The 24,359-nt window shown below is 51.7% G+C and carries 16 protein-coding genes; 13 read left to right on the top strand and 3 right to left on the bottom strand.

The window, feature by feature from the left end; genetic code table 11:
* Nucleotides 1-106: 106 nt before the first annotated feature.
* Genes AC0YN3_RS19980 through AC0YN3_RS19970 form a run of 3 tightly spaced genes read right to left on the bottom strand, consistent with a single transcriptional unit; the run spans nt 107 to nt 3,666 of the window.
* The gene (locus AC0YN3_RS19980) at nt 107-1,852 is read right to left on the bottom strand and encodes a sensor histidine kinase (protein WP_475776729.1); all 1,746 of its coding nucleotides are present in this window, start codon (nt 1,850-1,852) and stop codon (nt 107-109) included.
* 16 nt (nt 1,853-1,868) lie between these two features.
* Nucleotides 1,869-3,431, bottom strand: a complete 1,563-nt coding sequence (locus tag AC0YN3_RS19975) for a response regulator transcription factor (protein ID WP_475776728.1) — start codon at nt 3,429-3,431, stop codon at nt 1,869-1,871.
* Between the two features lie 34 nt (nt 3,432-3,465).
* On the bottom strand, nt 3,466-3,666 hold the full coding sequence (locus tag AC0YN3_RS19970; RefSeq protein WP_475776727.1) for a hypothetical protein: 201 nt from the start codon (nt 3,664-3,666) through the stop codon (nt 3,466-3,468).
* 389 nt (nt 3,667-4,055) lie between these two features.
* Between AC0YN3_RS19970 and AC0YN3_RS19965 the strand changes: the two genes are divergently transcribed.
* From AC0YN3_RS19965 to AC0YN3_RS19905, 13 genes are all read left to right on the top strand, one after another.
* Nucleotides 4,056-5,795 (top strand): extracellular solute-binding protein, encoded by a 1,740-nt coding sequence (locus tag AC0YN3_RS19965; RefSeq protein WP_475776799.1) that lies wholly within the window; start codon nt 4,056-4,058, stop codon nt 5,793-5,795.
* Nucleotides 5,796-5,895: 100 nt separating this feature from the next.
* A complete protein-coding gene (locus AC0YN3_RS19960; protein ID WP_183558319.1) occupies nt 5,896-6,795 on the top strand; it encodes an ABC transporter permease in 900 nt (299 codons plus the stop codon).
* 13 nt (nt 6,796-6,808) lie between these two features.
* Nucleotides 6,809-7,714, top strand: a complete 906-nt coding sequence (locus tag AC0YN3_RS19955) for a carbohydrate ABC transporter permease (RefSeq protein ID WP_475776726.1) — start codon at nt 6,809-6,811, stop codon at nt 7,712-7,714.
* A gap of 69 nt (nt 7,715-7,783) precedes the next feature.
* Nucleotides 7,784-9,532: a sensor histidine kinase gene (locus AC0YN3_RS19950; protein WP_475776725.1), complete on the top strand. Its 1,749-nt coding sequence runs from the start codon at nt 7,784-7,786 to the stop codon at nt 9,530-9,532.
* 10 nt (nt 9,533-9,542) lie between these two features.
* On the top strand, nt 9,543-11,168 hold the full coding sequence (locus AC0YN3_RS19945) for a helix-turn-helix domain-containing protein (protein ID WP_475776724.1): 1,626 nt from the start codon (nt 9,543-9,545) through the stop codon (nt 11,166-11,168).
* A 35-nt stretch (nt 11,169-11,203) separates the two neighbouring features.
* Nucleotides 11,204-11,962, top strand: a complete 759-nt coding sequence (locus tag AC0YN3_RS19940; RefSeq protein WP_475776723.1) for an IclR family transcriptional regulator — start codon at nt 11,204-11,206, stop codon at nt 11,960-11,962.
* A 138-nt stretch (nt 11,963-12,100) separates the two neighbouring features.
* Nucleotides 12,101-12,979, top strand: a complete 879-nt coding sequence (locus AC0YN3_RS19935) for a fumarylacetoacetate hydrolase family protein (protein WP_475776722.1) — start codon at nt 12,101-12,103, stop codon at nt 12,977-12,979.
* Nucleotides 12,980-13,008: 29 nt separating this feature from the next.
* Nucleotides 13,009-14,466: an alpha-ketoglutaric semialdehyde dehydrogenase GucD gene (gucD, locus tag AC0YN3_RS19930; RefSeq protein WP_475776721.1), complete on the top strand. Its 1,458-nt coding sequence runs from the start codon at nt 13,009-13,011 to the stop codon at nt 14,464-14,466.
* Nucleotides 14,467-14,496: 30 nt separating this feature from the next.
* Nucleotides 14,497-16,482: a YjhG/YagF family D-xylonate dehydratase gene (locus tag AC0YN3_RS19925; protein WP_475776720.1), complete on the top strand. Its 1,986-nt coding sequence runs from the start codon at nt 14,497-14,499 to the stop codon at nt 16,480-16,482.
* A gap of 667 nt (nt 16,483-17,149) precedes the next feature.
* Nucleotides 17,150-21,283 (top strand): DUF8202 domain-containing protein, encoded by a 4,134-nt coding sequence (locus AC0YN3_RS19920; protein WP_475776719.1) that lies wholly within the window; start codon nt 17,150-17,152, stop codon nt 21,281-21,283.
* A gap of 39 nt (nt 21,284-21,322) precedes the next feature.
* Nucleotides 21,323-22,168 carry an S-layer homology domain-containing protein gene (locus AC0YN3_RS19915; protein WP_475776718.1) on the top strand — a complete coding sequence of 282 codons (846 nt, stop codon included), beginning with the start codon at nt 21,323-21,325 and terminating at the stop codon, nt 22,166-22,168.
* Complete coding sequence (locus AC0YN3_RS19910; protein ID WP_475776717.1) at nt 22,165-22,875, top strand: metallophosphoesterase family protein; 711 nt, start codon at nt 22,165-22,167, stop codon at nt 22,873-22,875. Before AC0YN3_RS19915 ends, AC0YN3_RS19910 begins: the two co-directional genes overlap by 4 nt.
* Nucleotides 22,876-23,158: 283 nt before the next feature.
* Nucleotides 23,159-24,340, top strand: a complete 1,182-nt coding sequence (locus tag AC0YN3_RS19905; RefSeq protein WP_475776716.1) for a polysaccharide lyase 6 family protein — start codon at nt 23,159-23,161, stop codon at nt 24,338-24,340.
* Nucleotides 24,341-24,359 lie beyond the last annotated feature (19 nt).

Raw genomic sequence — 24,359 nt, 5'->3', positions numbered from 1 at the left:
ATCAAAGTATTTTGTAAGCACTTTCAGTATAGAAGAAAAGGCATGCTATTGTTATATAGCAAACCTTAGGTCGGTCTTTGAATAATTAAGGTTTTCTTATGCTGGATCAATCTTTTTTGTCCATCGGTAGGCGAAGCATGATCCGTGATCCGCCTACCGGAGCACTGTCGATCGTGAAGCTAAACGATTCACCATAGCATATTTTCAACCGGGTAATGACATTTTTCATTCCGATGGAATCGCCCATGGCAGCCTCCTCGTGGAGGTAATGATGAAGCTCCCGTATTTTTTCCTGGTCCATGCCAACCCCATTGTCCGCAATGAGAAAGACAATCTGACCCTGTTCTTGCGCAATCTGAATCGTAATATAGCCAATGCCCGGCACATTCTCGATGCCATGGATGCTTGCATTTTCCACAAACGGCAAAAAGGTCATCTTCGGAATTTCAATATCCAGAAGGGATTGATCCACTTCGATGTGATACTCCAGTTTACTGTCAAAACGGTACTTCTGTATTTGAAGGAAGCTTTCCATCAACTCAAGCTCCTCGCGAATCGTAACGAAGCTCCGTTTCCAAAGAATCGACTTGCGAAAGATTCTAGCCATGTTCTGAATCGTCTTGGCCGTTTGTATTTCGCCTTTCATCTGGCTGCGCATTCGGATCGTCTCCAGCGCATTAAATAAAAAGTGAGGATTGATCTGACTGTGCAGCGCATGTAGTTGGGCTTGTCTTTGGCTAAGCTCCAGCTCTTTCTTCTGTAGCTCCGTTTCATACACATCATTAATTAGGTTTTCGATCCGTTCGCTCATTCGGTTGAACTCCACCGCAAGCTCGCCTACCTCATCCCGTTCCCGATGATAAGGAATACGTTCAAAGTTTTTGCCTTTTACGGACTTCATGTGCTTCAGAATTTTTTGAATGCGCGTGTGGATCGAGCGGGAAACTAGCACGATGACGATCGTAGGCACAAGAAAATTAATGCCTGCAAACCATAGGATAAATTGCCCCGATTGCCTGACATCATATAAAATTTTCTCTTCATCCAACACGCCGTATACCGTCCAGTCTCCCAAATAGCGATTATTGCGATATTGCTTGCTGATTACAATTGCTTTATCGGGCTTCTGTATCTCATTAAGGCTAAGTGTCAGCCCTGATGCGGCCTGAACGCTTGGTTGGCCGCTGGACAGTCTGCCGTAACGGGCTATGGAAGACGGATCCAGAAAGTAAAAATCCCCCTTAAAGCTGGATAAATCAAGAATTTGATTCATATAATCCATATTCAAGTCTATTTTCATGACATGCTCGTACGTCTCGGTCCGGCGATCGGATAGCTTTTGAATGACGCTGATACTATCGGGCGTCACGTACAAATAGGGATACGTATTATTAAGATTTTTAATGTGATGGTACCAATCCGCGTTCCGCATTTCGTCCTCGAGCCGGATGATATGGCTCGAGGCCAGTATCGTCGGATTGTCACTCATAATGACTACGGAGCTGATCGTTTTGTACTCCTTATCGGCTCGATTGAATAGATTCGAAATTTCATTTAGCGACTCTACATAGCGATCATGAGACGCATGAACGATGTTCAAATGATTGTTGAGCTGCTTGTTAATAGAATATAGATAGGAAATGCCTGCCGCATCCTCAATGACTGCCCCTAATTCGGCTTTCAATTGATTAATCGCTTGCTCGGCATCTGCCGTTTTCTGATTTTTTATGTTAATGGTTGTCACATGGTAGAACATGACGTTTGTCAGAACGATGGGAACGAAGACGCACACAATATAGATAAAGACCAGCTTGTTTCGGAGCTTCAAATGATGAAAACGAAAGTTTGGCACGAGGGGAGCCTCCTTATTATTTGCCGATCATCCGATTGCGATAATCCGTTGGCGTCATATTCTCCAGCTTTTCAAACTGGGCAGCAAAATAATCGGCATTGTGGAAGCCTACGAGTTCCGCGACTTCATACATGCGTTTTTTCGTTTGCCGCAGCAGCCGCTTTGCTTCTTCGATGCGAAGCGAAAGCACATACTCATTGAAATAAACGCCGTAATTTTTGCGGAACAGCTGTCCAAGATAGACCGGATTCATGTGGAATTCGGCAGCAATTCCTTTTAGATAAATATTTTCTTTGTAGTGGCTGTCGATATATTTTTTTACTTTTTCAATACTGCCCTCATTCTTTTCGCCGCGCTTTTCCGCGATATATTTCGCCGCTTCTTCTATAAATTGAAAAAAAACATGCCTTAGCTGCTTTAAATTACGGTATTTTGTCTGCCAATTGAGCAGCTCATCCAGCCATTGCAAATCTTTTTCGTTTCCTTCCAGCTGCCGGATGATATTGATGATGGCGATCATAATTCGCCTTACCGTATTCGTGACTGCGCCGGAAGCGAAATGCCGCTCCTGAAAGGCAATAAAAATGGCATCAATAGCGGAGGTATAGCCTTCCTTTCGATCCGCTTCAATCTCGTAAATGAGCTTGCTGTGCAGCTCTTCATCCACGTCAAAATAATATAAGGGCAGCTCCAGCAGGTCCGATGCGATAAAGATGCCGTTATTGCCGGCGGCAAAACGATAATTCAGGCACTCCTCGGCACTGATCCCGGAATGGGCGATCTGTTTTAAATGGCTTGCCGTATGACCGATATACAAAGCGATCGTCGTTGCAAGCTCCGTCTCCAGCATCTCAAGCAGCTTGGCGTAGCTCGTCCATGCGGGCTCGCTTTGCTTGTCCATCCATAACTGAGGCACAATAATGCCATATTGATTGTACGCGCGTACATGAATGAGCAGAGGTTGTCCCTCATGATGAAAGTATTGCTGGAGCGATGTTTGCAGTAGGGGGAAATAGTCGATTGTCCCATGAGGCAGTTCGTCCTGTATTTCTGCAATGAAATAGGTATACGAAGAGGATAGCGGAAGCTCCAACGCATGGGCAATCCGCGCCATCACTTGTTCGCTTGGTTCGGTCTGCAGCAAGCTTTCAATAACGATTTCAATAAGCGGCTTTTCTCTCGTTATCGATAAGAGTTGTTTTTGATTTAGCGTATTGGCTATTTTTTTCAAGGTTGACGTAAGCTCCTGTTCATCAACCGGTTTGAGGATATAATCCGACACATTGAAACGAAAGGCTTGCTGGGCATAAGAGAAATCGGGGTACCCGCTTAAGATGATAAACAGCGGTTGATGGTCAACTTCCGCTTTCACCTTTTGGATTAGCTCCAGTCCGTCTAGCACGGGCATGCGAATATCTACAATGACGAGGTCGGGGGTCAGTTGTATAATAAGCTCCAGTGCTTGCTTCCCGTTTTCCGCTTCTCCACAGATTTCAAATTGCTGTGACGACCAATCCATTAGACTGATCAATCCCTTGCGGACAAAAATTTCGTCATCCACGATAAGCACTTTATACATGGTGTTTCCTCCTTCAAGATATCAACTGCGGCCGTTACGTGACAGCGATCCGCTTCGGAACGAACTTTTCCTTATCAGGCGTTTGAAAGCCGCAGGAGAAGTCCCCCTTATATTTCTTGCATTGCTTTGAGAAGTAGCTAAGCTGCTGAAAGCCGTTCTCGAGAGCTGCTTCCAGCATGCTGCGTGAGCAGGACTGGATCATCGGCGCGGCGCTGTTGACGCGAAGCATATTCATATATTCGAGTAGCCTCTCCTATCAACATGGAGTCCATTATAAGCAGAATTGAGACGAAAGTTAAAGTATAATATCAATTTCGTTGTGGGGATACATAATGTGAGGCTTGTGGTTTGCTGGCAAGAGAGCCTAAGCGGGGACATTAGACGATGAAGTCGGTGGACGCAGACTAGTGGGTGATCGAAGAGAACGCCTCTGTCCAACGGCCAGATTGCCTGTAACAGACCGTTCCTCTTACTTGTCTATTTTTTAATGAAAATAGGAAGTAAACAACGGGTAAGTATGTAAAGAGTTGCACATTGTTGCTCAAATATAGATCGAATATACTGAAAGCGTATACAAATAGGGGCTCCTAAACTGATGATGAAACCGGAGGTAAGGATATGGAAATGCAAAAGATAAGAGGCAAAGGCCTAAAAGGAATCATGATCTTTTTGATTACAGCACTCGCTCTTACGGCTTGTACGTCGGGTGAAAACAGCAAGCCGGAGAATGAGGCGAAGCCTTCGGCCACAACGGGCAGCAATAACAGCGGAGGCACTTCGGGAACGAGCGAGGGAGCCGAAGACGGCCCATTCGTGAAATACGATCCGCCAATTGAAGTGTCGTTCGTCAGACATTTGAGCGACGTCGTAGAAAATAACGTGCTTGGCGTATTAAAGGACGAAACGCTGGAGAATAACCGCTGGACCCGTGTGTATGAAGAAGAGCTTGGCATTAAAATTGTCAACGATTGGGTAGTCAAAGGAGATATTACGTCGGATCAATATTTGCAAAAAATCAATGTGACTTTGGCATCTGGAGACCTGCCGGACTTCATTCCGGTCAATGCGACGCAGCTTAAGCAGCTTGCGGATTCCGGCCAAATCGAAGACGTGACTGAGCTGTACAATAAATATGCTTCTCCAGCGCTTAAGGAAGCATTGCTGCAGGAGGGATCCAGTCCCTTCGACGCGGTAACACTGGACGGAAAGCTGATGGCCATTCCGATGGTGGAGGCTTCCATCGAACGTTCCATGTTCATCTGGATCCGTACGGATTGGATGAAAAAGCTCGGATTGCAGCCTCCGAAGACGATGGCCGACGTGCTTGCGATATCCAAGGCTTTCACGGAGAAGGATCCTGACGGCAACGGCCAACCGGACACGTTCGGGCTTGGTTTTACCAAAAGTCTATGGGGCGGTGCGATGGGGCTGGAAGGCTTCATGGCAGGCTACAACGCTTTCCCGAATATTTGGGTGGAGGATGCTTCAGGCGGCCTTGTCTATGGAAGCATTCAGCCCGAAGTAAGGACGGCGCTTCAAGCGCTGCAGGCAATGTCCAAAGGCGGGCAAGTAGATCCGGAATTTGGAATTAAGGATGGAAGCAAAGTATCCGAGCTGATTGCCGGAGGCAAGATCGGCATGCAATACGGCGAGCAATGGAATTCGATTTATCCGCTCCAATTAAACAAAAATGTGGATACGAATGCGCAGTGGCAAGCGTTTCCGATCGTCACGGAATCCGGCGACATGGCTAAGATTCCGCTTAAATTCAGCACGGCCCGTTTCTATGCGGTGAAAAAGGGTGTCGAACATCCGGAAGCGCTGATCAAGCTGTTCAACATGCATTTGGAGAAAATTTGGGGCGAAACAGGCGACTTCGGTTATTATTTCGCACCGCCTGAAGCCGAGAGCGTATGGCAGCTTTCACCGGTAACCCCTTACCCGTTGAAGAAAAACGTCGAAGCGTTCCGCGCGATTGACGCGGCTCGGAAGGCAGGCGACATGTCTACGCTGACGGGCGAAGCTAAGACGATTCAGGAGAAGATGGATTCGTATTATTCAGGCTCGAAGGAAGGGTTTGCCGTATGGGGCTGGGAGCGAATCTACAGCGAGGAAGGTTCGATGGGCATTACGGACCAGTACGATAAAAACAAGCAGTTCCTGCTCGAAAAGTTTGTAGGAGCTCCAACGCCGACGATGGTGGAGCGCAAAGCGACGCTCGAGAAGCTGCAGAACGAAGTGTTCGTCAAAATCATTCTGGGTGATCCAATCGAAACCTTCGACAAGTTCGTGGAGGATTGGAAGAAGCTTGGCGGTGAACAGATAACGAAAGAAGTTAACGAATGGTATGCAAGCACGAAATAAGAGATTGGCAGTCGGTGAATGAACGGAGAAGAGTAGAGATAGGAGATGGGTTCCGCTCTACTCTCCCTGCTTCATGGCTGGACAGGAGGGACAACGACGAATGGGAACCAAGACAAGGAGAGAGCTGCCGCTGCACTTGATGATCGTGCCGGGGTTAATCTTTATCATTTTATTTTCATATGTACCTATGGCCGGAATTGCGATCGCTTTTCAAAAGTTTATACCCGCCAAAGGCCTTTTTGGGGATCAGCAATGGATTGGGTGGGAGAACTTTTCCTATGTTTTGCAATTGCCGAGCTTCACGCAAGTGTTGTTAAATACGTTGCTGATTTCAAGCTTCAAGCTTATTTTGGGACTGTTGGTGCCGCTCGTGTTCGCTATTCTTCTAAACGAAGTCAAAAACGCTGTGTTGAAACGTACGGTCCAAACGACAATCTATTTGCCTTATTTCCTATCATGGGTTGTGCTTGGCGGCATTCTGATCGATATTCTTTCGCCGTCAGGCGGTATCGTAAATGGGCTCCTAGTATCGCTAGGCTTGCCCAAAATCTTTTTTCTAGGGGATAACAATTGGTTTCCCTTTACGCTGGTTGGATCGGACGTGTGGAAAAATTTCGGGTATGGAACAATAGTGTATTTGGCAGCAATCACGGGTATCGATCCCGGTTTGTACGAGGCTGCGACCATCGACGGCGCCAACCGCTGGCGCAAAGTATGGCATATAACGCTGCCGGGAATGCGAATGGTCATCGTATTATTGTCCGTGCTTAGCTTAGGACAGTTATTGAATGCCGGTTTTGATCAAGTGTTCAACCTATATAGCCCCCAGGTATATGAAAGCGGCGATATTCTAGACACCTTCGTCTACCGGATCGGTTTGCTTGATGCGCAATACGGCGTCGCAACGGCGGTCGGATTTTTTAAATCCATAGTTTCGTTGATCCTGATCTCGGCTTCTTATTTCTTTGCCTATCATTTTGCTAAATATCGGATCTTCTAGGAGGCGAGAAGCCATGGGCCAATCATTTAAAAGAACGAAGACAAGACAAGCAGGGAAGCTCGAGTGGTTTCCGATCGTCAACACGATCGTTTTGGTGCTTGTAGCCATACTCTGCATATTTCCGCTTATCCATATTATCGCGATCTCATTCAGCTCCAGCTCGGCTGCGGCTGCGGGGCAGGTTAGGCTCTGGCCCGTAGATTTCACGTTGGCTTCCTACGAATACACCGCGAGCCGAGGAGAGTTCTGGCAATCCATGTGGGTTTCCATTAAGCGGCTGGCGCTTGGCACGCCGTTAAATTTGCTGCTGACGATCATGGTTGCTTACCCGTTGTCGAAGGAGTCGAATGCGCTTCGATTTCGGCTAGTATATGCTTGGGCATTCTTCCTGACGATGCTATTCAACGGTGGTTTAATCCCTTGGTACGTAACGCTTAAGGAATATGGACTGCTCAATACGGTCTGGGCGCTTGTGCTGCCGGGGGCGGTGCCGGTATTCAGCATTATTTTGCTGCTTAATTTCTTCAGGGAGGTTCCTAAGGAGCTGGAAGAAGCAGCGCTCATTGACGGAGCGGGCCACTGGACGACATTATGGAAAATATATGTGCCGATTTCGAAGCCAGCCCTTGCGACACTAGCTCTATTCGCCATGGTGGAGCATTGGAACAGCTGGTTCGACGGGTTAATTCTTATGGGGAATCCGGACAATTATCCCTTGCAGAGCTACATTCAGACGATCGTCATTCAGCAGAACCTGTCCAACGTGTCAAGGGACGAACTTCTGAATTTGGCCCTCATCTCCGATAGGACGCTGAAGGCTTCACAAATCTTTTTAGGATCATTACCGATCATTATGGCATATCCATTCCTGCAAAAATATTTTGTGAAGGGTATCGTACTGGGCAGCGTTAAAGGTTAACTGGTAAGCGGAAAAGGACAGGAGGAAAGAAATCGGATACAATGAAAGAAAACGGTGGGGGAGACGTCGTTGTTCAATGGCCATGGTATTTCGCTCAGAAACTCGATCTTTCTGCGTCTGCTGCTTACTTTTTTGCTCATCATGCTGCCCATGTGGTCGCTCGGCGTGTATATCTATAACTGGATCGTTCAAACGGCACGCGAAGATATTTCCAAGACAGCCGTATCGCAAATCGACTATTATCTCTCAGACATGGAGAAAGAGATCGAGCGGATGAAGCTGCTGCAATACAGCCTCTTGGATGATGAGGATTTAAATGAACTGGCACTCACTTGGGAGACTATGGATACGATCGCCCGTATGGAGCATATCAATTCTCTATTAAAGCGGATTTATACCATACAGAATAGCAGCATCTACATACAGGATGTCAGCGTGCATATCGCTCCCATTGGCAAGACATTGTCTGGAGACGGGGCGCGGGAATTCGACGAGGAACGTTATTTGGGTATCCGCTCCGTTTTCGGAAGCGACTCGCAAATCATAGAGTGGAAAGGCGACCTCTTCCTGAGCGCCTTCAAGCCTGGCGGGAGCAAAGAGGCGGTGCCGCTTTTTACCGTTGAAATCGCGTTGGACAGTAAGATTCTCCAGGATGAGCTGAGCCAATTCAACTTGTACGCGGACAGTGGAGCAATGCTCGTGCATGGAAAGAACGGCGCCGTAATTACCAACGGAGTTGACGCTTTCCCTGAACAAGATATGGCTGCCTTCCTAAAGAAGTCGAATGAAGTCACTAATCGGGATACAGATACCGTAGACTTATCGAACATGCGGTATTACTACGTGCACGCTTCTTCCGAGAAGCTTGAATTATCACTCTTTCGATTCATACCGGGACGGGTATTCCAGGAGCCGCTTGACCGCTTCTATACTTGGGCCTGGTTGTTTCTTACCCTGTCGTTAGCCATCATTGCCATTTACGCTCTATCTACCTATAAATTCATTCATAAACCGTTATTGACCTTTGTGAAGAGCTTTCGAAGAATGGAGAGCGGGGATCTGGATATCTTCATCGATCATGCCTCGAAGGATGAATTCCGTTATTTGTACGGCCGGTTCAATCAAATGGTGGCAAACCTTCGTGCTCTGATCGATCAGGCGTATAAGCAGAAGATATTGGCCCAGAGGGCCGAGCTCAAGCAGCTTCAATCCCAGATTAATCCCCATTTTCTGTACAACAGCTTCTTTATTCTCAACACGATGGCAAAGACGGGAGACACTGAACGCATCGAGCAATTTACGACGCTGCTTGGAGAATATTTTCAATTCGTGACGCGCAACGCGTCGGACAACGTGCAGCTTAAGCATGAAATCAGGCATGCGCGCATGTATACCGAAATTCAGGAGATGCGCTTCTCAAGGAGAATCCGGGTTGACTTTCAGCCGCTGCCACCTGAATGGAACACTATGCTCGTGCCAAGGCTGATCGTGCAGCCCATCATCGAGAACGCTTTCGAACACAGCCTGGAGAAGAAGGCACGCGATGGCTTAATCGCGGTGCGCTTCGAGAGGGATGCGGAGGAAGTGCGAATCATCGTAGAGGATAACGGGGACCGCCTCACTGACGAAGATTTGGCGAGAATGGCGAGGTCGCTGCGGCAGACGGATGAACAAGGAGAGATTACCGGCATGGTTAACATCCATCGCCGCATCCGAATGACACTGGAAGGAGGCGGGCTGACTATCGCCCGCAGCGATCTGGGAGGCTTGCAGGCAACGCTGAGTTTGCGGGTAGAGAAAGGGGGGAGCGGCGATTAGGCTTTTAATCGTGGACGATGAAGAAATTATTACCGACGGGCTATACGAGATTCTTAGCAAGCTGCCGATTGATTTGGATATGTACAAAGCGTATTCGGGCGAAGAAGCGCTGCATTGGCTGCGGAGAACGCGGTTTGACATCGTTCTCTCCGATATTGCAATGCCGGAGATGGACGGTCTGGCCTTGATGGACGAGATCCGATCCAATTGGCCCCATTGCAAGCTGATCTTTCTAACCGGATATCATGATTTCGAATCGATGTACCAAGCCATTCAATGGCCTGGCGTCCGATATCTGCTAAAGAGCGAAGGATACAATAAGCTGATCGATGCAGTAGGCCAAGCGGTACTTGAGATCGAAGAGGAATTGAGGACGGCTGATCTCTTGCAGCGGTCTAAGGAAAGCCAAATCTCATTAGAGACGCTTGCCATTGGCAATTATGTGCGACATCTTCTGTTCGAGGGAGGAGCAGGCGGTGCGATCGCAGAGAACTTCAGTAGACTGAGCATCCCGTTCGATCCTGATCTGCCCGTTCTGATCGCTCTTGGCAGCTTGTCCTTGGCGGAGTCGCGCCGCTCTTACGCCGATCGCCAGGAAACCGCCCTGAAGGTGAAGCTGCTGGCGGACTCGTATCTGGGAAAACGAACGAGGAGCCTAGGCATAATCGATCGTTACGGCGATCTCGTCTGGCTTGTCCAGCCGCTTCCGTCTCCAGAGGTTAAGGAAAGCGGTTTCGAAAATACGGTATCGTTTCTGGAAGGCATGTTCGAGCTCATTCAGGACGCCTGCAAGGAATCGCTGGCCGTTAAGCTGTCCGTCACGATGGGGGCGGAAGAGACGGCTTGGGAAACATTGCCCAAAGCATACGACAAGCTAAGGGAGCACGAGCATTTGCGGGCTGGGGACGGAACGCAAATGGTTCAATCCGTGCGACTTCGCGAAGCTGAAGCAACCTCTCGGACGCGCTGGCGCTTCCCCGATGAGAAGGCTGGGATGTTGACAGCTCATTTGGAAGGCGGCAGGAGAGCGGAGTTTTATCGTTTGTTCGATGAATTGACGAAACCTGCCATAGATGGGAGCTGGCCTTCTCCGTATGCTTCGGAGCTGTATTACTCGATCGCTCTTGCATTGTTATCCTATTCCAACCGATGGAATGAGCAGGGACAGCTTCCTGCTGGAAACTTCATGCAGCTGGATGCTTTCCCCTCCTGGCAGGAACGATTTGGCAGCTTGAAGGCGGCTGCAAAGGAAATGTTCGATGTGCGGGAGCGAGGGGAACAAAGCCGTGCCATAACTGCGGTCGACAAAATTTGCACATTCATTGACGAACATATTGCCGAGGATTTATCTCTCGTGCGCCTTGCGGACGAGATACATCTCAATCCCTCCTATTTGTCCCGGTTGTTCAAACAGGAGCGCGGCGTCAAGCTGTCGGAATATATTGAGGACGCAAGGTTCGCGAAAGCCAAAGACAGGCTTAGGAACACCGACAGCAAAATTGGGGAAATCGGAATAAGTGTGGGATACGAAGCCGCGCATTCATTCACCCGCGTATTTAAAAAGTGGTCGGGTATGTCACCTCAGGAATTCCGGGAGCAAGCAGGAATGAGGAAACAGACGTCGAACCGTATATAAGCAAAGATTGAACTTGAAGGTGGTTGTAAGAGATTATGCCGATCATACAAGCCGTTGAACGGGCGCTGCTCATTCTTGATTTATTCGACGAGAGGACCCCTGAGCTGAAGATAACGGAAATCAGCGCCAGAATGGGATTGCACAAGAGCACGGTTCATTCGTTGGTGAAGACGCTGCAGGGTCGCGGCTATATGGAGCAAGACGTAGATACGGGGAAATATCGCCTTGGTTTGCGGCTAATCGAGAAGGGGCAGCAATTGCTGCAGTCAATGGACATTAGGCAGGTTGCCAAGACTAGCCTGGAGCAATACACGCAGAGTACAGGCCAGACAACGCATTTGGTCATATTGGACGGCGATGAAGGCGTATATATTGATAAGGTTGAAGGCGATCTCGCCCCGATCCGTTATTCCCGGGTAGGCAGGCGCGTCATGCTGCATACCAGCTCCGTCGGCAAGCTATTATGTGCCTATCAGCCGGAGGATTGGATCGAAGGTTTGCTCGGGCGTTACGATTTCGTTCGCCTGACAGAGAAGACGATCATCGACGCGACCGCATTCCGACGCGAGCTGGAGCTGGTCAGATTGCGCGGTTATGCTATCGACGACGAGGAAAACGAGATCGGCGTCAGGTGCGCAGCCGTACCGGTGTTCGATCATCATGGGCTAGCATCGGCAGCAGTCAGCGTATCGACGTTACGGTCGCGAGTAGACGATCAGCAACTCGAGAGATTAATCGTTGAATTGAATCAAACCGCAGCCGAGATTTCCCAAAGACTGGGGCACCGCGCATAGGGGGCCGCTTCTACCTACAATAATGTGCAAAAACACACCTCTAAACGCGGTCGCTCATCTTCGAGTGGATCCAATAGAGGTTTTATAATAGCTATAATATAGAACGGTGTACTACATTATAAAACGAGGAGAGATGTTATGAGATTAATTCGATATCAGGATGGAGTGCGGAAAGCACTTGCGGCGGTAACAGACGAAGAGGCGGCTTACACGCTGAAGGACATGGATGTATGGGAATTGTTCCACAGAGCAGAGCAGCAGGGCAAGACGCCGCTCGAGCTTATCAATGCCGATATATCTGACGGTACGCCTTTGGAAGAAGAGTGGAATATGCTTGAGCTGCTATCTCCGGTGGATGCCCCGGAGGTATGGGCGGCTGGCGTCACTTACCAGCGCAGCCGAGAAGCGCGCAACTACGAAGCGACCGGCGGCAAGGCGGATGCAGGCGCAACGTTTTATGATCTTGTCTATGATGCGGAACGCCCTGAACTGTTCTTTAAGTCAACATCTGCGCGTACGGTTGGTCCCGGAGGGAATGTCATGCTTCGCAGCGATTCCAATTGGCAGGTGCCTGAGCCCGAGCTTGGACTCGTATTAAATGCCGCTGGGGATATCGTGGCGTACACGATTGGCAACGACATGAGCTGCCGGGATCTTGAAGGGGAAAATCCGCTGTATCTCCCGCAAGCGAAGATCTGGAAGCAGTCCTGCTCAATCGGGCCAGCCATTCGGCTCGCCGAAACGACAAAGGATCCCTATGATCTGGACATGGGGCTGCGCATCTACCGGAACGAAGAAGTCGTCGTCGACATAGCGGCGAATACAGGACTGCTGAAGCGGCGACTGGATGAGCTGGTATCCTTTTTAAAGCGAGACAATCTTTTGTTCAACGGGACGGTGCTTCTAACGGGGACTTGCTTGGTTCCTCCTGACAATTTCACGCTTCAGCCGCATGATCGCATTGAAATCGAGATTAAGCATATCGGAACGCTAATCAATCATGTCGTAGCCCAATGAATGGCATAAAAAAAGGAGGAGAGCCGAATATGGAGGCTTTACAGAACTATTCAAATTATATCGGTGGCGCGTGGTTGCCGCCGCAACGAGGGGAATCGACGACAAGCGTTAACCCGGCGGACCGGAACGAAGTCGTCGGTTGCGTTCCACTGTCGACTCGGGAAGATCTCGAAATGGCCGTTGCCGCGGCAAACGCGGCGCGCGGGTCCTGGCGCAAGCTCTCGGGCGCGCAGCGAGGCGCTTTTCTATATAAAGCGGCTGACGCGTTGGAAAGGCGGCTTGAAGAGATTGGCCGTATGATGACGCGCGAGATGGGCAAGACGCTGGCGGAAGCGAAAGGGGAAGCAGCCCGTGGAGCGGCCATTCTGCGCTATTATGCCGGAGAAGGCATGCGTAAGGTCGGAGACGTCATTCCTGCTTCGGACGCCGATGCGTTCATGTTCACGACACGCGCCCCATTAGGGGTGGTTGGGGCCATTACGCCGTGGAACTTTCCGGTTGCGATTCCCATCTGGAAGATCGCGCCGGCTCTGATTTTTGGCAACGCGGTTGTATGGAAACCAGCCTTGGAAACGGCGGTCACCTCGGTACTCGTGATGGAGTGCTTCCATGAGGCCGGTCTGCCGAAAGGCGTTCTGAATATGGTCATCGGCGAAGGGAAGGAAATCGGACAAGGAATTGCCGAGCATCCGGATGTACATGGCATCACGTTTACGGGCTCGAATGCGGTAGGGAAGTCCGTCGGACAGGCGGCTTTCGCACGCGGCGCAAAATATCAGTTAGAGATGGGCGGGAAAAACCCAATTATCGTGGCAGCCGATGCGGATCTTGATTTGGCGGTGGAGGCGACGATCAACGGCGGGTTCAAGTCAACGGGCCAGAAATGCACGGCGACGAGCCGCGTAATCGTCGTACGGGACGTTTACGATGCTTTTCGTAATAAATTAATTGAAAAAACGGCTTCGATCCGGGTTGGAAACGGCTTGTCAGAATCAACTTGGCTTGGACCTTGCGCCAACGAGAAGCAATATGAGACGGTGTTAGCCTATATTAGGACTGGAAGGGAAGAAGGGGCGAAGTTATTGATTGGTGGGTCGCGGCCTGAAGAAGAGGACCTGCGGAACGGTTTTTACGTCACTCCCGCGATTTTCGAGGACGTCCATTCGCATATGACTATTGCGCAGGAAGAGATCTTCGGCCCGGTGCTTTCGCTGATGAAGGCAGCGGATTTGGCAGCGGCTATCGAACTGGCTAACGATGTGCCGTTCGGCCTCAGCGCTTCCCTCTACACAAAGGATATCGCGACCGCGCTTGCTTTCGTACAGGAGATGGAAGCGGGACTTGTGCGCATAAATGCCGAGACAGCAGGCGTAGAGCTTCAGGCGCCGTTTGGAGGAATGAAAGGCTCCAGCTCCCATTCAAGGGAACAAGGACAGGCGGCGATCGAATTTTTCACTTCGGTCAAGACGGTATTTATGAAGCCTTGATCGGCATCCATCCAGAAGGAGGAGCGAGGAATGAACAAGGATTGGGAACGCATCGTGGAGCCCCGCAGCGACGAGCTCTATCGAATTACCACCCATGCGTCGGGGCCGCCGGGATCATTGCCGCTCACACCGGAGTTGTTAAGAGAACGGCCTAGCGGCGACTTGTTCGGTTGGTCTCAAAATGTGGGGATGGGCTTGCCAGCATCTCGCTTGGGCGGGAAGGAGATTTTGCTTTTAAGTACGCTGGGAGGCATACGGCGGGATGACGGCAAGCCTGTTGCCTTAGGTTACCACACGGGTCACTGGGAAGTCGGTCTGTTAATGGAAGCCGCTGCTGAGGAGATCAGCGCGGCAGGCGGGATTCCATTCGCAGGTTATGTCAGTGATCCATGCGATGGCAGGTCGCAAGGAACAACGGGGATGTTCGATTCGTTGCCATACCGGAATGATGCTGCGATCGTGCTTCGGCGGCTGATTCGTTCATTACCGACACGCAAGGCCGTAATTGGCGTCGCGACTTGTGACAAGGGATTGCCTGCCATGATGCTTGCCTTGGCGGGAACGCCTTCGCTGCCTGGCATTATCGTGCCCGGCGGCGTGACGCTGCCTCCGACGTTTGGCGAAGACGCGGGCAAGGTGCAGTCCATTGGCGCACGGTACGCGAACGGAGACATCACGCTTGAGGAAGCCGCGGACATGGGATGCCGGGCATGCGCCACGCCTGGCGGCGGCTGCCAGTTCCTTGGCACGGCGGGAACGTCGCAGGTCGTAGCGGAGGCGCTCGGTCTGACGGTGCCACATGCGGCGCTTGCCCCATCCGGGCAGCCGATATGGACCGAGCTTGCCCGCCAATCGGCGAGGGCGGCCATATCCGCAGCGGAGCAAGGAGTTACCGTCGGTCGGGTTCTAACCGATTCCGCGATTCGCAACGCCATGGTCGTTCATGCCGCGTTCGGCGGATCTACGAATCTGCTTCTGCATATCCCCGCGATTGCACAAGCGGCGGGGCTGCGAGTTCCAGATGTTAACGATTGGACGACTATTAACCGCAGCGTCCCCCGCATAGTAAGCGTATTGCCGAACGGACCTGTGCCGCATACGACGGTTCGCGCTTTCCTTGCAGGCGGCGTTCCGGAAGTCATGCTCCGTCTGAGAGGGCTAGGTCTGCTTGACGAATCGGCATTAACCGTATCCGGCAAGACGTGGGGAGAAGTACTTGATTGGTGGGAATCATCCGAACGGAGGCAGCGCGTTCGGGACTTGCTGCGCAGCATCGACGGCATCGATCCTGATACGGTCATCTACTCCGCGAACCATGCAAGGGCCGCCGGAATGGCTTCTACCGTAACCTTCCCGATCGGTAATCTCGCGCCGGAAGGTTCGGTCATCAAATCGGCTGCCATTGACCCATCTGTCGTAAACGAGAGCGGCGTATACAAACATTTGGGGCAAGCCAAGGTGTTTACGACGGAGCGAGACGCTATTAAGGCGATTAAAACCGGACATATATCGGCAGGTGACATTATGGCCCTAATCGGCAGGGGGCCGAGCGGTACCGGCATGGAAGAAACGTATCAGCTTACGTCCGCCCTTAAACATCTGCCGTACGGCAAAGAGGTGTCTTTGCTTACCGATGCGCGCTTTTCCGGCGTATCGACAGGCGCATGCATCGGCCATATCGGTCCGGAAGCATTGGCAGGAGGTCCGATCTCCAAGCTGCGAGACGGGGATTGGGTCGAAATCGTAGTCGATTTAATTAATCTATCAGGAAAGATTAATTTCGTAGGAGAAGGAGCCGAACGTTTCGACTACGAGGAAGGAGCGCGGCGATTGCAAGGCCGTCTGCCCCATCCCTTGCTTGCGCCGGATCCGGACCTGCCGGACGATACGCGACTTTGGGCAGCGCTTCAAGCCGCTAGCGGCGGAATATGGCGGGGCAGCGTCTATGACGTGGACCGGATCGTCAAGCTGTTGGAGGCCGGAAAGGAAGCGATGGACTCCGAAATCCGGAAGTAGAAGGGGACCGATAGGTTATCTACGATCGCGTTCCAGGCCATACCAGAATCACAACCTCATTACCGATGTTTTCGTAACCGCAGGAAGTGTTCACGGTTTCGTACCGTACCTCTCTCGATTAGATCGTCAGTGTAAGCGAGCTACACAACGTAATGAAGCAAGCGTTGATGACCGCCGACAAGCATATCATGAAGAAGATCGCTCTCCATTTGGAACGGTTGGCGTAAGAGATCTAGACCTCAGCTATTCTCGAAAAGAAAACTTAATAAAATAGAAGATAACCCGTCATTTTGAAAAAAACGCGGGTTTCTCTGCAAGCTGAAGACCTTCGTCCGCGAAGGTCTTGTTTGTTGTCTGCAGCTTCACTAAAAAAACGAAGCTTTCGAAGGCTAAAGATCATCGTGTATCAATCAAGAAAAAAACGATTGAGCCCAGTCGCTAAGCCTTGGGATGTACGGAGCACATGAGTGATTTTTATAAGATTTGATGTCCATTTCAAAAATTGCAGATAGGTAGGCGGAATATTTGAGGGCGGTTTTAGCTTTTGACGATTTATTAAAGTTCCAGCTTTGTATATAAAGAAGGGAGAGTGCGCCCGACAAAAGGGAGAACACTTAAATCCGAAATGCCGGAGTGGGTTCGAGCCGGGAGACGAGGGGGAGTAAAGTTGACTTTGACCAAGTTGTTCGGAAAGAAAGAAGCGGGCCGAGGCCGTGCAGCCACAACCAGAAAAGCTGGACGTATCATGCTGGCCGCGATGCTAGCCTTTGGATCAATTACTGCATTGCCGGCAGATACGGCGAAGGCTGCAATGATGGAAGGAACGCCTGGCGGCGTAGACGCAGCCGCGCTCCGTTTGTGGCTGGTGGCCGGACCGGACCATGTAACACGGGCCGGCAATGATGTAACGGTATGGCAGGACAGCAGCGGCAACGCTCACGATTTTGTGAATGACGGCAGTATCGCGGCGATCAGCAGCCGCAACAAGCCAAGCTACGTGTCGGCTCATCGCGATCTTAACAATCAGCCAGTGTTGAAGTTTGTCCGTTCGGGCACTGGCAGCATCCTACAGGATGCGGACGGCTTGTTTGCGAACGCGGAAGAGGTTGATGGTGCTAGCGTCTTTACTGTAACCGGTGGTTTGGCATCCATCGATAATTCCCTCATTTTTAACCATTCGCTGTCGCAAGGGGGTTTTGGAGCACATATTCCGCATAAGAGCGGTTCGACAAGCGCAACCTTGGGGTCTGTTCTGTGGGATTCGGGAAGCAAAATGACAGATAGCACGCATCAGCGGCTAACGGCGGGCGATCAAGTGCAATTGTCCCAATACAATATATGGGGATTGCATCACAATGCCAATCCGACAGTCGGCGGCTCAGTCTATCAGTCTGTTGCCCGTGACGGCGTGACGATCGGCCAATCGAATACGACAGTGCGTCCGTTCGTCGGCAAAGCGGGTGGCTCCATGTCGCTCGGCGCGGCCGAAACGGGCGGCTCGGGCTTTAATGGCTACATGGGCGAGTTTATCGTCTTCATGGACACGTTAACGGATGTGCAAAAGCGCCAAGTGGAATCCTATCTGGCGATCAAATACGGCTTGACGCTGCCTGCGGGAGATTATTTGAGTGCCGGGCCGGCGCCGCTGGTTATATGGGACGCAGCTTCCCACTCGGGTTATAGTCACAACATAGCCGGTATCGGCCGTGATGAGATTGGCGCTCTGGATCAACGGCAGAGCCGCAGCAGCGCGGACGGAGCTTCCGCTTTGCAGGTGTTGATCGGTACGCCGGAGGGAGAGAATTTGGCGAACACGCAGTATCTGCTATGGGGCGACGATGGCAATGCGGCTGAGCAGACGCCTTACGGTCCCGGCCACATGCGCCTAAGCCGCACATGGAAAGCTCAGAATACAGGGGAGGTCGGCAAGGTGCTGATCGCGATTCCCCGCAGTGCCGTCCCGCTTGGCGGCTTGCTGCTGACGAGTGCTTCAAGCGATTGGACCGATGCGAAGGAAATCCCGCTGACGGAAGTAACGCTTCGCGGCGAGAGCTATTATGCGGGGGAAGCGATGCTGGCGGATGGCAGTTATTTTACGTTTGCCGAGCAGAAGCCGCAGCTTCAATTAACTGGCTTGACCGTGAAGGACGGGATGCAGGCTATTCCGCTGAATACGGCATTCGATCCGAACAAGACGGATGGCTATGAGGCTCTTGTACCTGCGACGACGGAAAACGTTGCTTTGGAAGCGCATTTGCCTGACGCCTCGCATGACGCTCTTATCGATATCTATTTGAGCAATTATGGATCGGGGCGTACGCTGCTGCCTGCGGGAGACAGCATTCCGCTGTTGCCCGGGGTGAACCGATTGACCATGGAATTAAAAGACGAAGAGAACGGCCCGGTGCGCAATGTCTACAGCCTGAATATTGTCCGAAGGCTGCCGATTGGCGGGAATGGTCAAATCGGGTTGCACGCAGGTTCCGTTACGGCCAGTTCGTCGCAGCCAGGCACCAATTATGTCCCGACCAAAGTTGTGGACAACGTCTGGGGCGAGGATGCGGCAGGCCTGGAGAGCCGTTGGTCGGCTTCGGGGCTGGGTCAGTGGCTGCAATTTGATCTGGGTGAGCCGCAGCGCATTACTTATATGAATCTGGCGTTTCTTAACGCACGAGAACGGCTGTCCAGCTTTGAGATATTGGCATCGAATGACGTTTCATTCGAGAGCAATATGACGGTGCTGCCGAAACGAAGCAGCAGGGCTCTGCAGGCGGAAGACTCCGTACTGCAGCCTTATGTTATCGCGAGTCCGATTGAAGCGCGTTATTGGCGGCTCGTCGGTTACGGCAATAGCGCTAGCGGAAGTTCCGGCAACTGGAACAGCTTGATGGAGACGCAACTATTTATTGGCGAGGCGCCAGTTGTCGAGGAGCCGCAAGGACCGGGCGAGGCGCCGTCAGCAGGAGATGTGGACGAAGATGATTTGCCGCCTCCGGCGCTGACAACAGTACAGGTAAGCTCAGCCGAGCAATTGCAGCAGGCGCTTGATACTGTTGCGCCGGGCACGATTATCGAGGTGCAGAATGGCATTTATGAGCAGGACGGACCGTTTGTTGTGCTGAACAAAACGGCTTCGGCAGCTTATCCCATCCGAATTACGGCGGCGGAGCAAGGACAGGCCGTCATAGCCGGCAACAGCTATTTTCATATTGAAAATTCCGCTTATGTCGAAGTATCCGGCTTTGTTTTCAATAACGGAATCGGGGAAGAGGGGAGCCATACGACGCTTGTGCAGCGGGGCTTGGGGCACCGTATCCTGACAGGCGTAAATCCTGGCGTGCAATTGCAAAGCGCAAGCCATATTTCGATTATGCGCAACAGCTTTGCCCTGAATGAGACCGGACAGCCTTACAGCTTCACCGCCCCATCGATCGGAACCGTGACTTGTCTGGTCGATGTGCCGGGAAGCTGCAAAATTGGAGAACTGGACAGCGACGGCGGAGAAGCCTACGAAGGACCGACGCCATATGACGATTCGTCGTTGATGACCAGCAACGGCACGCATCGCCATTACATCCGAGTCGAGGGCGAGAGCAGCCATAACCGGCTTGCCTACAATGAGCTTGGACCGAAAAAGGGCTTCGGCGCGGTAGTGATCTACGATGGTGCAGGCCATTCGGGACAAAATATTTCGCAATACGACGTCATCGAATATAATCGCTTCTATGGCATCGGGCCACGCGTAGCCAATGGTCTGGAGGCGATTCGACTGGGCTTGTCCAGCCTGTCGCTGTCGCCTGGCTACGTGACGATCCAATACAATTTGTTCGACGGACTGAACGGCGAAGACGAAATTATTTCGGTCAAAAGCAGCGACAACACGATCCGGTACAACACGCTCCGCAATTCTTACGGCGGCATCGTTGCCAGGCATGGAAATCGCAACAGCTTCTATGGGAATTATATTATTGGCGATGGCGAGACTTCTGGATTAAGCGGGTTCCGCATTTACGGCAATGATCACAAAATATATAACAACTACATGGAAGGGTTGACTGACCGCGTTATTCGCCTTGATGGCGGCACGCATGATGCGGGCCCGGACGGCAGCACGAACCCGACGGTTCGCTGGGGATCGCCGGAGCAGACGGCCGAGCTGAACAGCCTGCCGACGGAGACAAGGACGGAGCTGCTGCGGGGCCACTGGCGGCAGTATAACGTACAAATATTCAACAATACGATCGTGAATGTCGGCAACAATACGACAGCGATTAGTCTGGGCGGCAGAACGTATCAGCCAGTGGGTACGAAGGTGTTCAACAATCTCATATTCAGCAATGCAGGCACGATTTTCAACGAGACAGGTCCCGTCCTGAGCGCTCCGGCAGGCGAGCGGCCGGCCTATTCCGGCAATTTAATTGAAGGGACAGCAAATGCGACGAATAACCATGCGATAGCGGACGGTTTTGAGAAGAAGGAAATGAAGCTGGTGCGCAGCGCGGACCGTCTGATCCGTCTGTCTCCACTCAGTCCGGCTATCGATGCCGCCAAGCTGCCGCATGTTGCGTCCGAGGATATGGATGGCCAACCGCGTGTTAGCGGCGCCGATGTCGGAGCGGATGAATACAATCCGGGAGCCCCCGTAAGCAGGCGGCCGCTGACGACAGCCGATGTCGGCCCGAACGCCGGGAACGGATCGAATCCACCCGATGCCGAAGGCGATCCGGGACTGAGCGGGTTGGAACTGAAGGCTGGAAGCGAAGAATTGCTGAGCGGTTTCGCGCAGGATGTGAGGTTTTAATCGGTAACGGCGTCATCTTCGATTAGCCGTCTGACGCTTGTGCCAACAGCGCTCAGCGCCGGTTCGCTGATTGTGGTCAGCGTGGACGGCGGGCAGCGCCGCACATTAACAAGCGGGCAGCCGAGCGAGGCGCTGGCGATTGATTCGGACGGGAGCCACATTGTCGTCGAAGTGACGATGCCATCCGGCAGAAGCAAATCGTATACCATCGCCGTGAAACGTCCCGTTGCAAGCGGGGGAGGAGGCTGGTATCCGCTTCCGACGCCAAGCCCGGCAGCGACACCGGCTCCGAGCGAGCCGCCAAAGCCAAGCCAGACGCCGAGGCCGCCACACACATCAAATTTCCCGGACACCGGGAACCACTGGGGCCGGGAAGCCATTGACCAAGCGGTCGAGCGGGGCATCATAAGCGGCTATCCGGACGGTAGCTTCCGTCCCGACATGCCGTTAACCCGCATGCAGTTTGCCATTATGCTGGCGCGGGCGCTGATGCTGGATGCAGCCGGGACAGTCTTGCCGTTTGCAGAGGAGGCGGATGTTCCGAAATGGGCTGCAGGAGAGCTTGGCGCGGCGCTGAAGGCAGGCATTCTGCTAGGATATAATGATGGGACATTGCTGCCTAATCGTACCATTACACGCGCCGAAATGGTTGCGATGCTGCTAAGGGCTTATCCGCTGGAGGAAGGCGTCGCCGCGCCGCGGAGATTTGCGGACAGCGCAGATATCCCCGACTGGGCATTGCAAGCCGTATCCTTGGCGTCTGCCGCGGGAATCATAGAGGGACGGGAGAGCGACCGATTCATGCCGGCCGATACAGCTACGCGGGCGGAAGCGGTGACGGTACTGCTAAGAATGTTGGAATTTTGGGAGTTGAACCGATCATGAAAGCATTAGTTATTTCGGATATTCACAGCAACGTCATTTCGCTGGAATCGATCCGCAAGGCAGAACCTGACTGCGACCTCATTTATTGCGCGGGAGATCTCGTAGACTACGGGCCATTCCCGCGGGAGGTCATCGAATGGGTGCATCATAACGATGCGATTTGCGTTCGCGGCAACCACGATGACGCCATTATCGACCTGTACCGAAACGGCAATGGCGGTCATAATGTGGCGGAGGATGGGATGAAGTGGGCACATAACAATGCTAGGCTGCTTGGCGAAGCGGAAATCTCCTTTCTCGAAAGCATGCCGATCTACCGCAATTTCGAGATGGATGGCTATAGCTATACGATGCAGCATCTGTACGACAATTATATAACGATCGACAGCTTGCCCAAGTACGACGCATTCTGGGCGGAACGCAACGGCGGGATGACCGGGACCGCTACAAATCGGCGTATTATTTTCGGACATACGCACCGCAGGTGCATTCATTATTTGAGTGATGCCAGTTTGTGGCTGAATCCGGGAAGCGTGTCGTACCGCCGTCGCGACGATCCATCGAAAGAAGCGCACTACTTTACGATTACCGATGGCAAAATAGCGATGAAAAGCCTTGTCTATGACCGCACGCCACTGCTCCAAGCGGCACAAAAGCTACTGTTGAAGGAAGAAGAGCTGAAGGTTGCTTATTTCTTTTTCGGGTAAGCGGTCAAGAGAGCAGGCAACTGCAATGGGGACGTATCCACGATCGAACGACGGGATGCGTCCTTTCTCATGTTTTGACAACTGTCAGATTGTGGTTTGCAGGCTGTAAAGCGATAATCGCCGCTCTTTTTGCGCCTCAGTTTACATTTTTATGATTGCTTCATTTTTTCACACTATGGCATGGGAAACATATCTTTCATAATAGAGGTTGTAAAGTTGCGGATATGATCCTGCAGAGTCTGCGGAGTCATATCCGCCTATTCTATAGGAAGCTGGTGGGAAGATGACTTCTATTTACCGGGTATCGAATAGTGACGAATTGGCGGCAGCCGTGGGCCGCGCAGAACCTGATTCCACGATTTTGTTGGCAGACGGCGTTTACGACCGGAATGAAGACTATATTATTGAAGGCAAACTGGGGTCGGACAACGCCAAATTAATCATTCGCGCCGTAAATAAAGGAAAAGCAACGATAGCTGGCGAATCAAGTATACGCATCTTGAACTCTGATTACGTAGAGGTATGGGGACTGCATTTCCGGGTCGAGCAGCGCGAATCTATCATTCTGGACGGTTCACGGCATGTGAGGATCGCGCGAAATAGATTTGAGCCGCGACAAGTTGGGGCGGAATATAGCCTGCTGTCTGTGGTGGGAAGCGGCAGCGGCTGGAACAGGATAGAACGCAACGAGTTCGGGCCAAAGGCCGACCCCGGACCTCTTGTCATTTTTGACGGCGACGGGGAACAAATTTCGCAGCATGACATCATCGAATATAATTATTTTCATCATATAGGCCCCCGCATCATCAATGGACTTGAAGCAATCCGTCTCGGATTGTCCGGCATCTCTCTTTCGAACGGCTATATTACGATTCAACATAACCTGTTTGAAGAGTGCGACGGGGAGCCCGAGATCATTTCTGTAAAAAGCTGCTATAATACCATTCGGCATAACACCTTCCTTAACTCTGCAGGCCAAGTGACGGCGCGGCACGGACATGGAAACGTCTTTCATCATAATGTGTTTATCGGCGATGGCGAGAAGGAAGAGATGGGCGGGTTTCGCATTTACGGCAACGACCATCACCTTTTTGGAAATTATATGGAAAATTTGACGCTGGATGCGCTGCTCATTGACGGCGGTAACTATGATGGCGGGCCGGACGGCTATCCCGAGGCGCCGACGCAGGAGGAACTGAGGAAACATTGGCGTGTCTATCGCGCCTATGCAGTGAATAATACGATTGTCAATTGTCGCCACGGCATTACGCTCGGAAAGCGAATTCCGTATGCGCCGGAACAAATTGTAATCGCTTACAATCGCATATGCGGCAAGGAGCAGCCGGTCATCCATGAATACTGGCCGTCTTCCGCGGTTTGTATCAACAATCAAAAAGCGGATGTCGCGGATATTCGCCGTCCGGCCATTCTGGCAAGGACTGACGTCGGTCCCGACTCCGACTAAAGCTAATATGGAGGAGAGC

This window comes from Paenibacillus sp. J22R232 (genome assembly GCF_056269165.1).
This window is presented reverse-complemented; position numbering and strand designations above follow the sequence as displayed.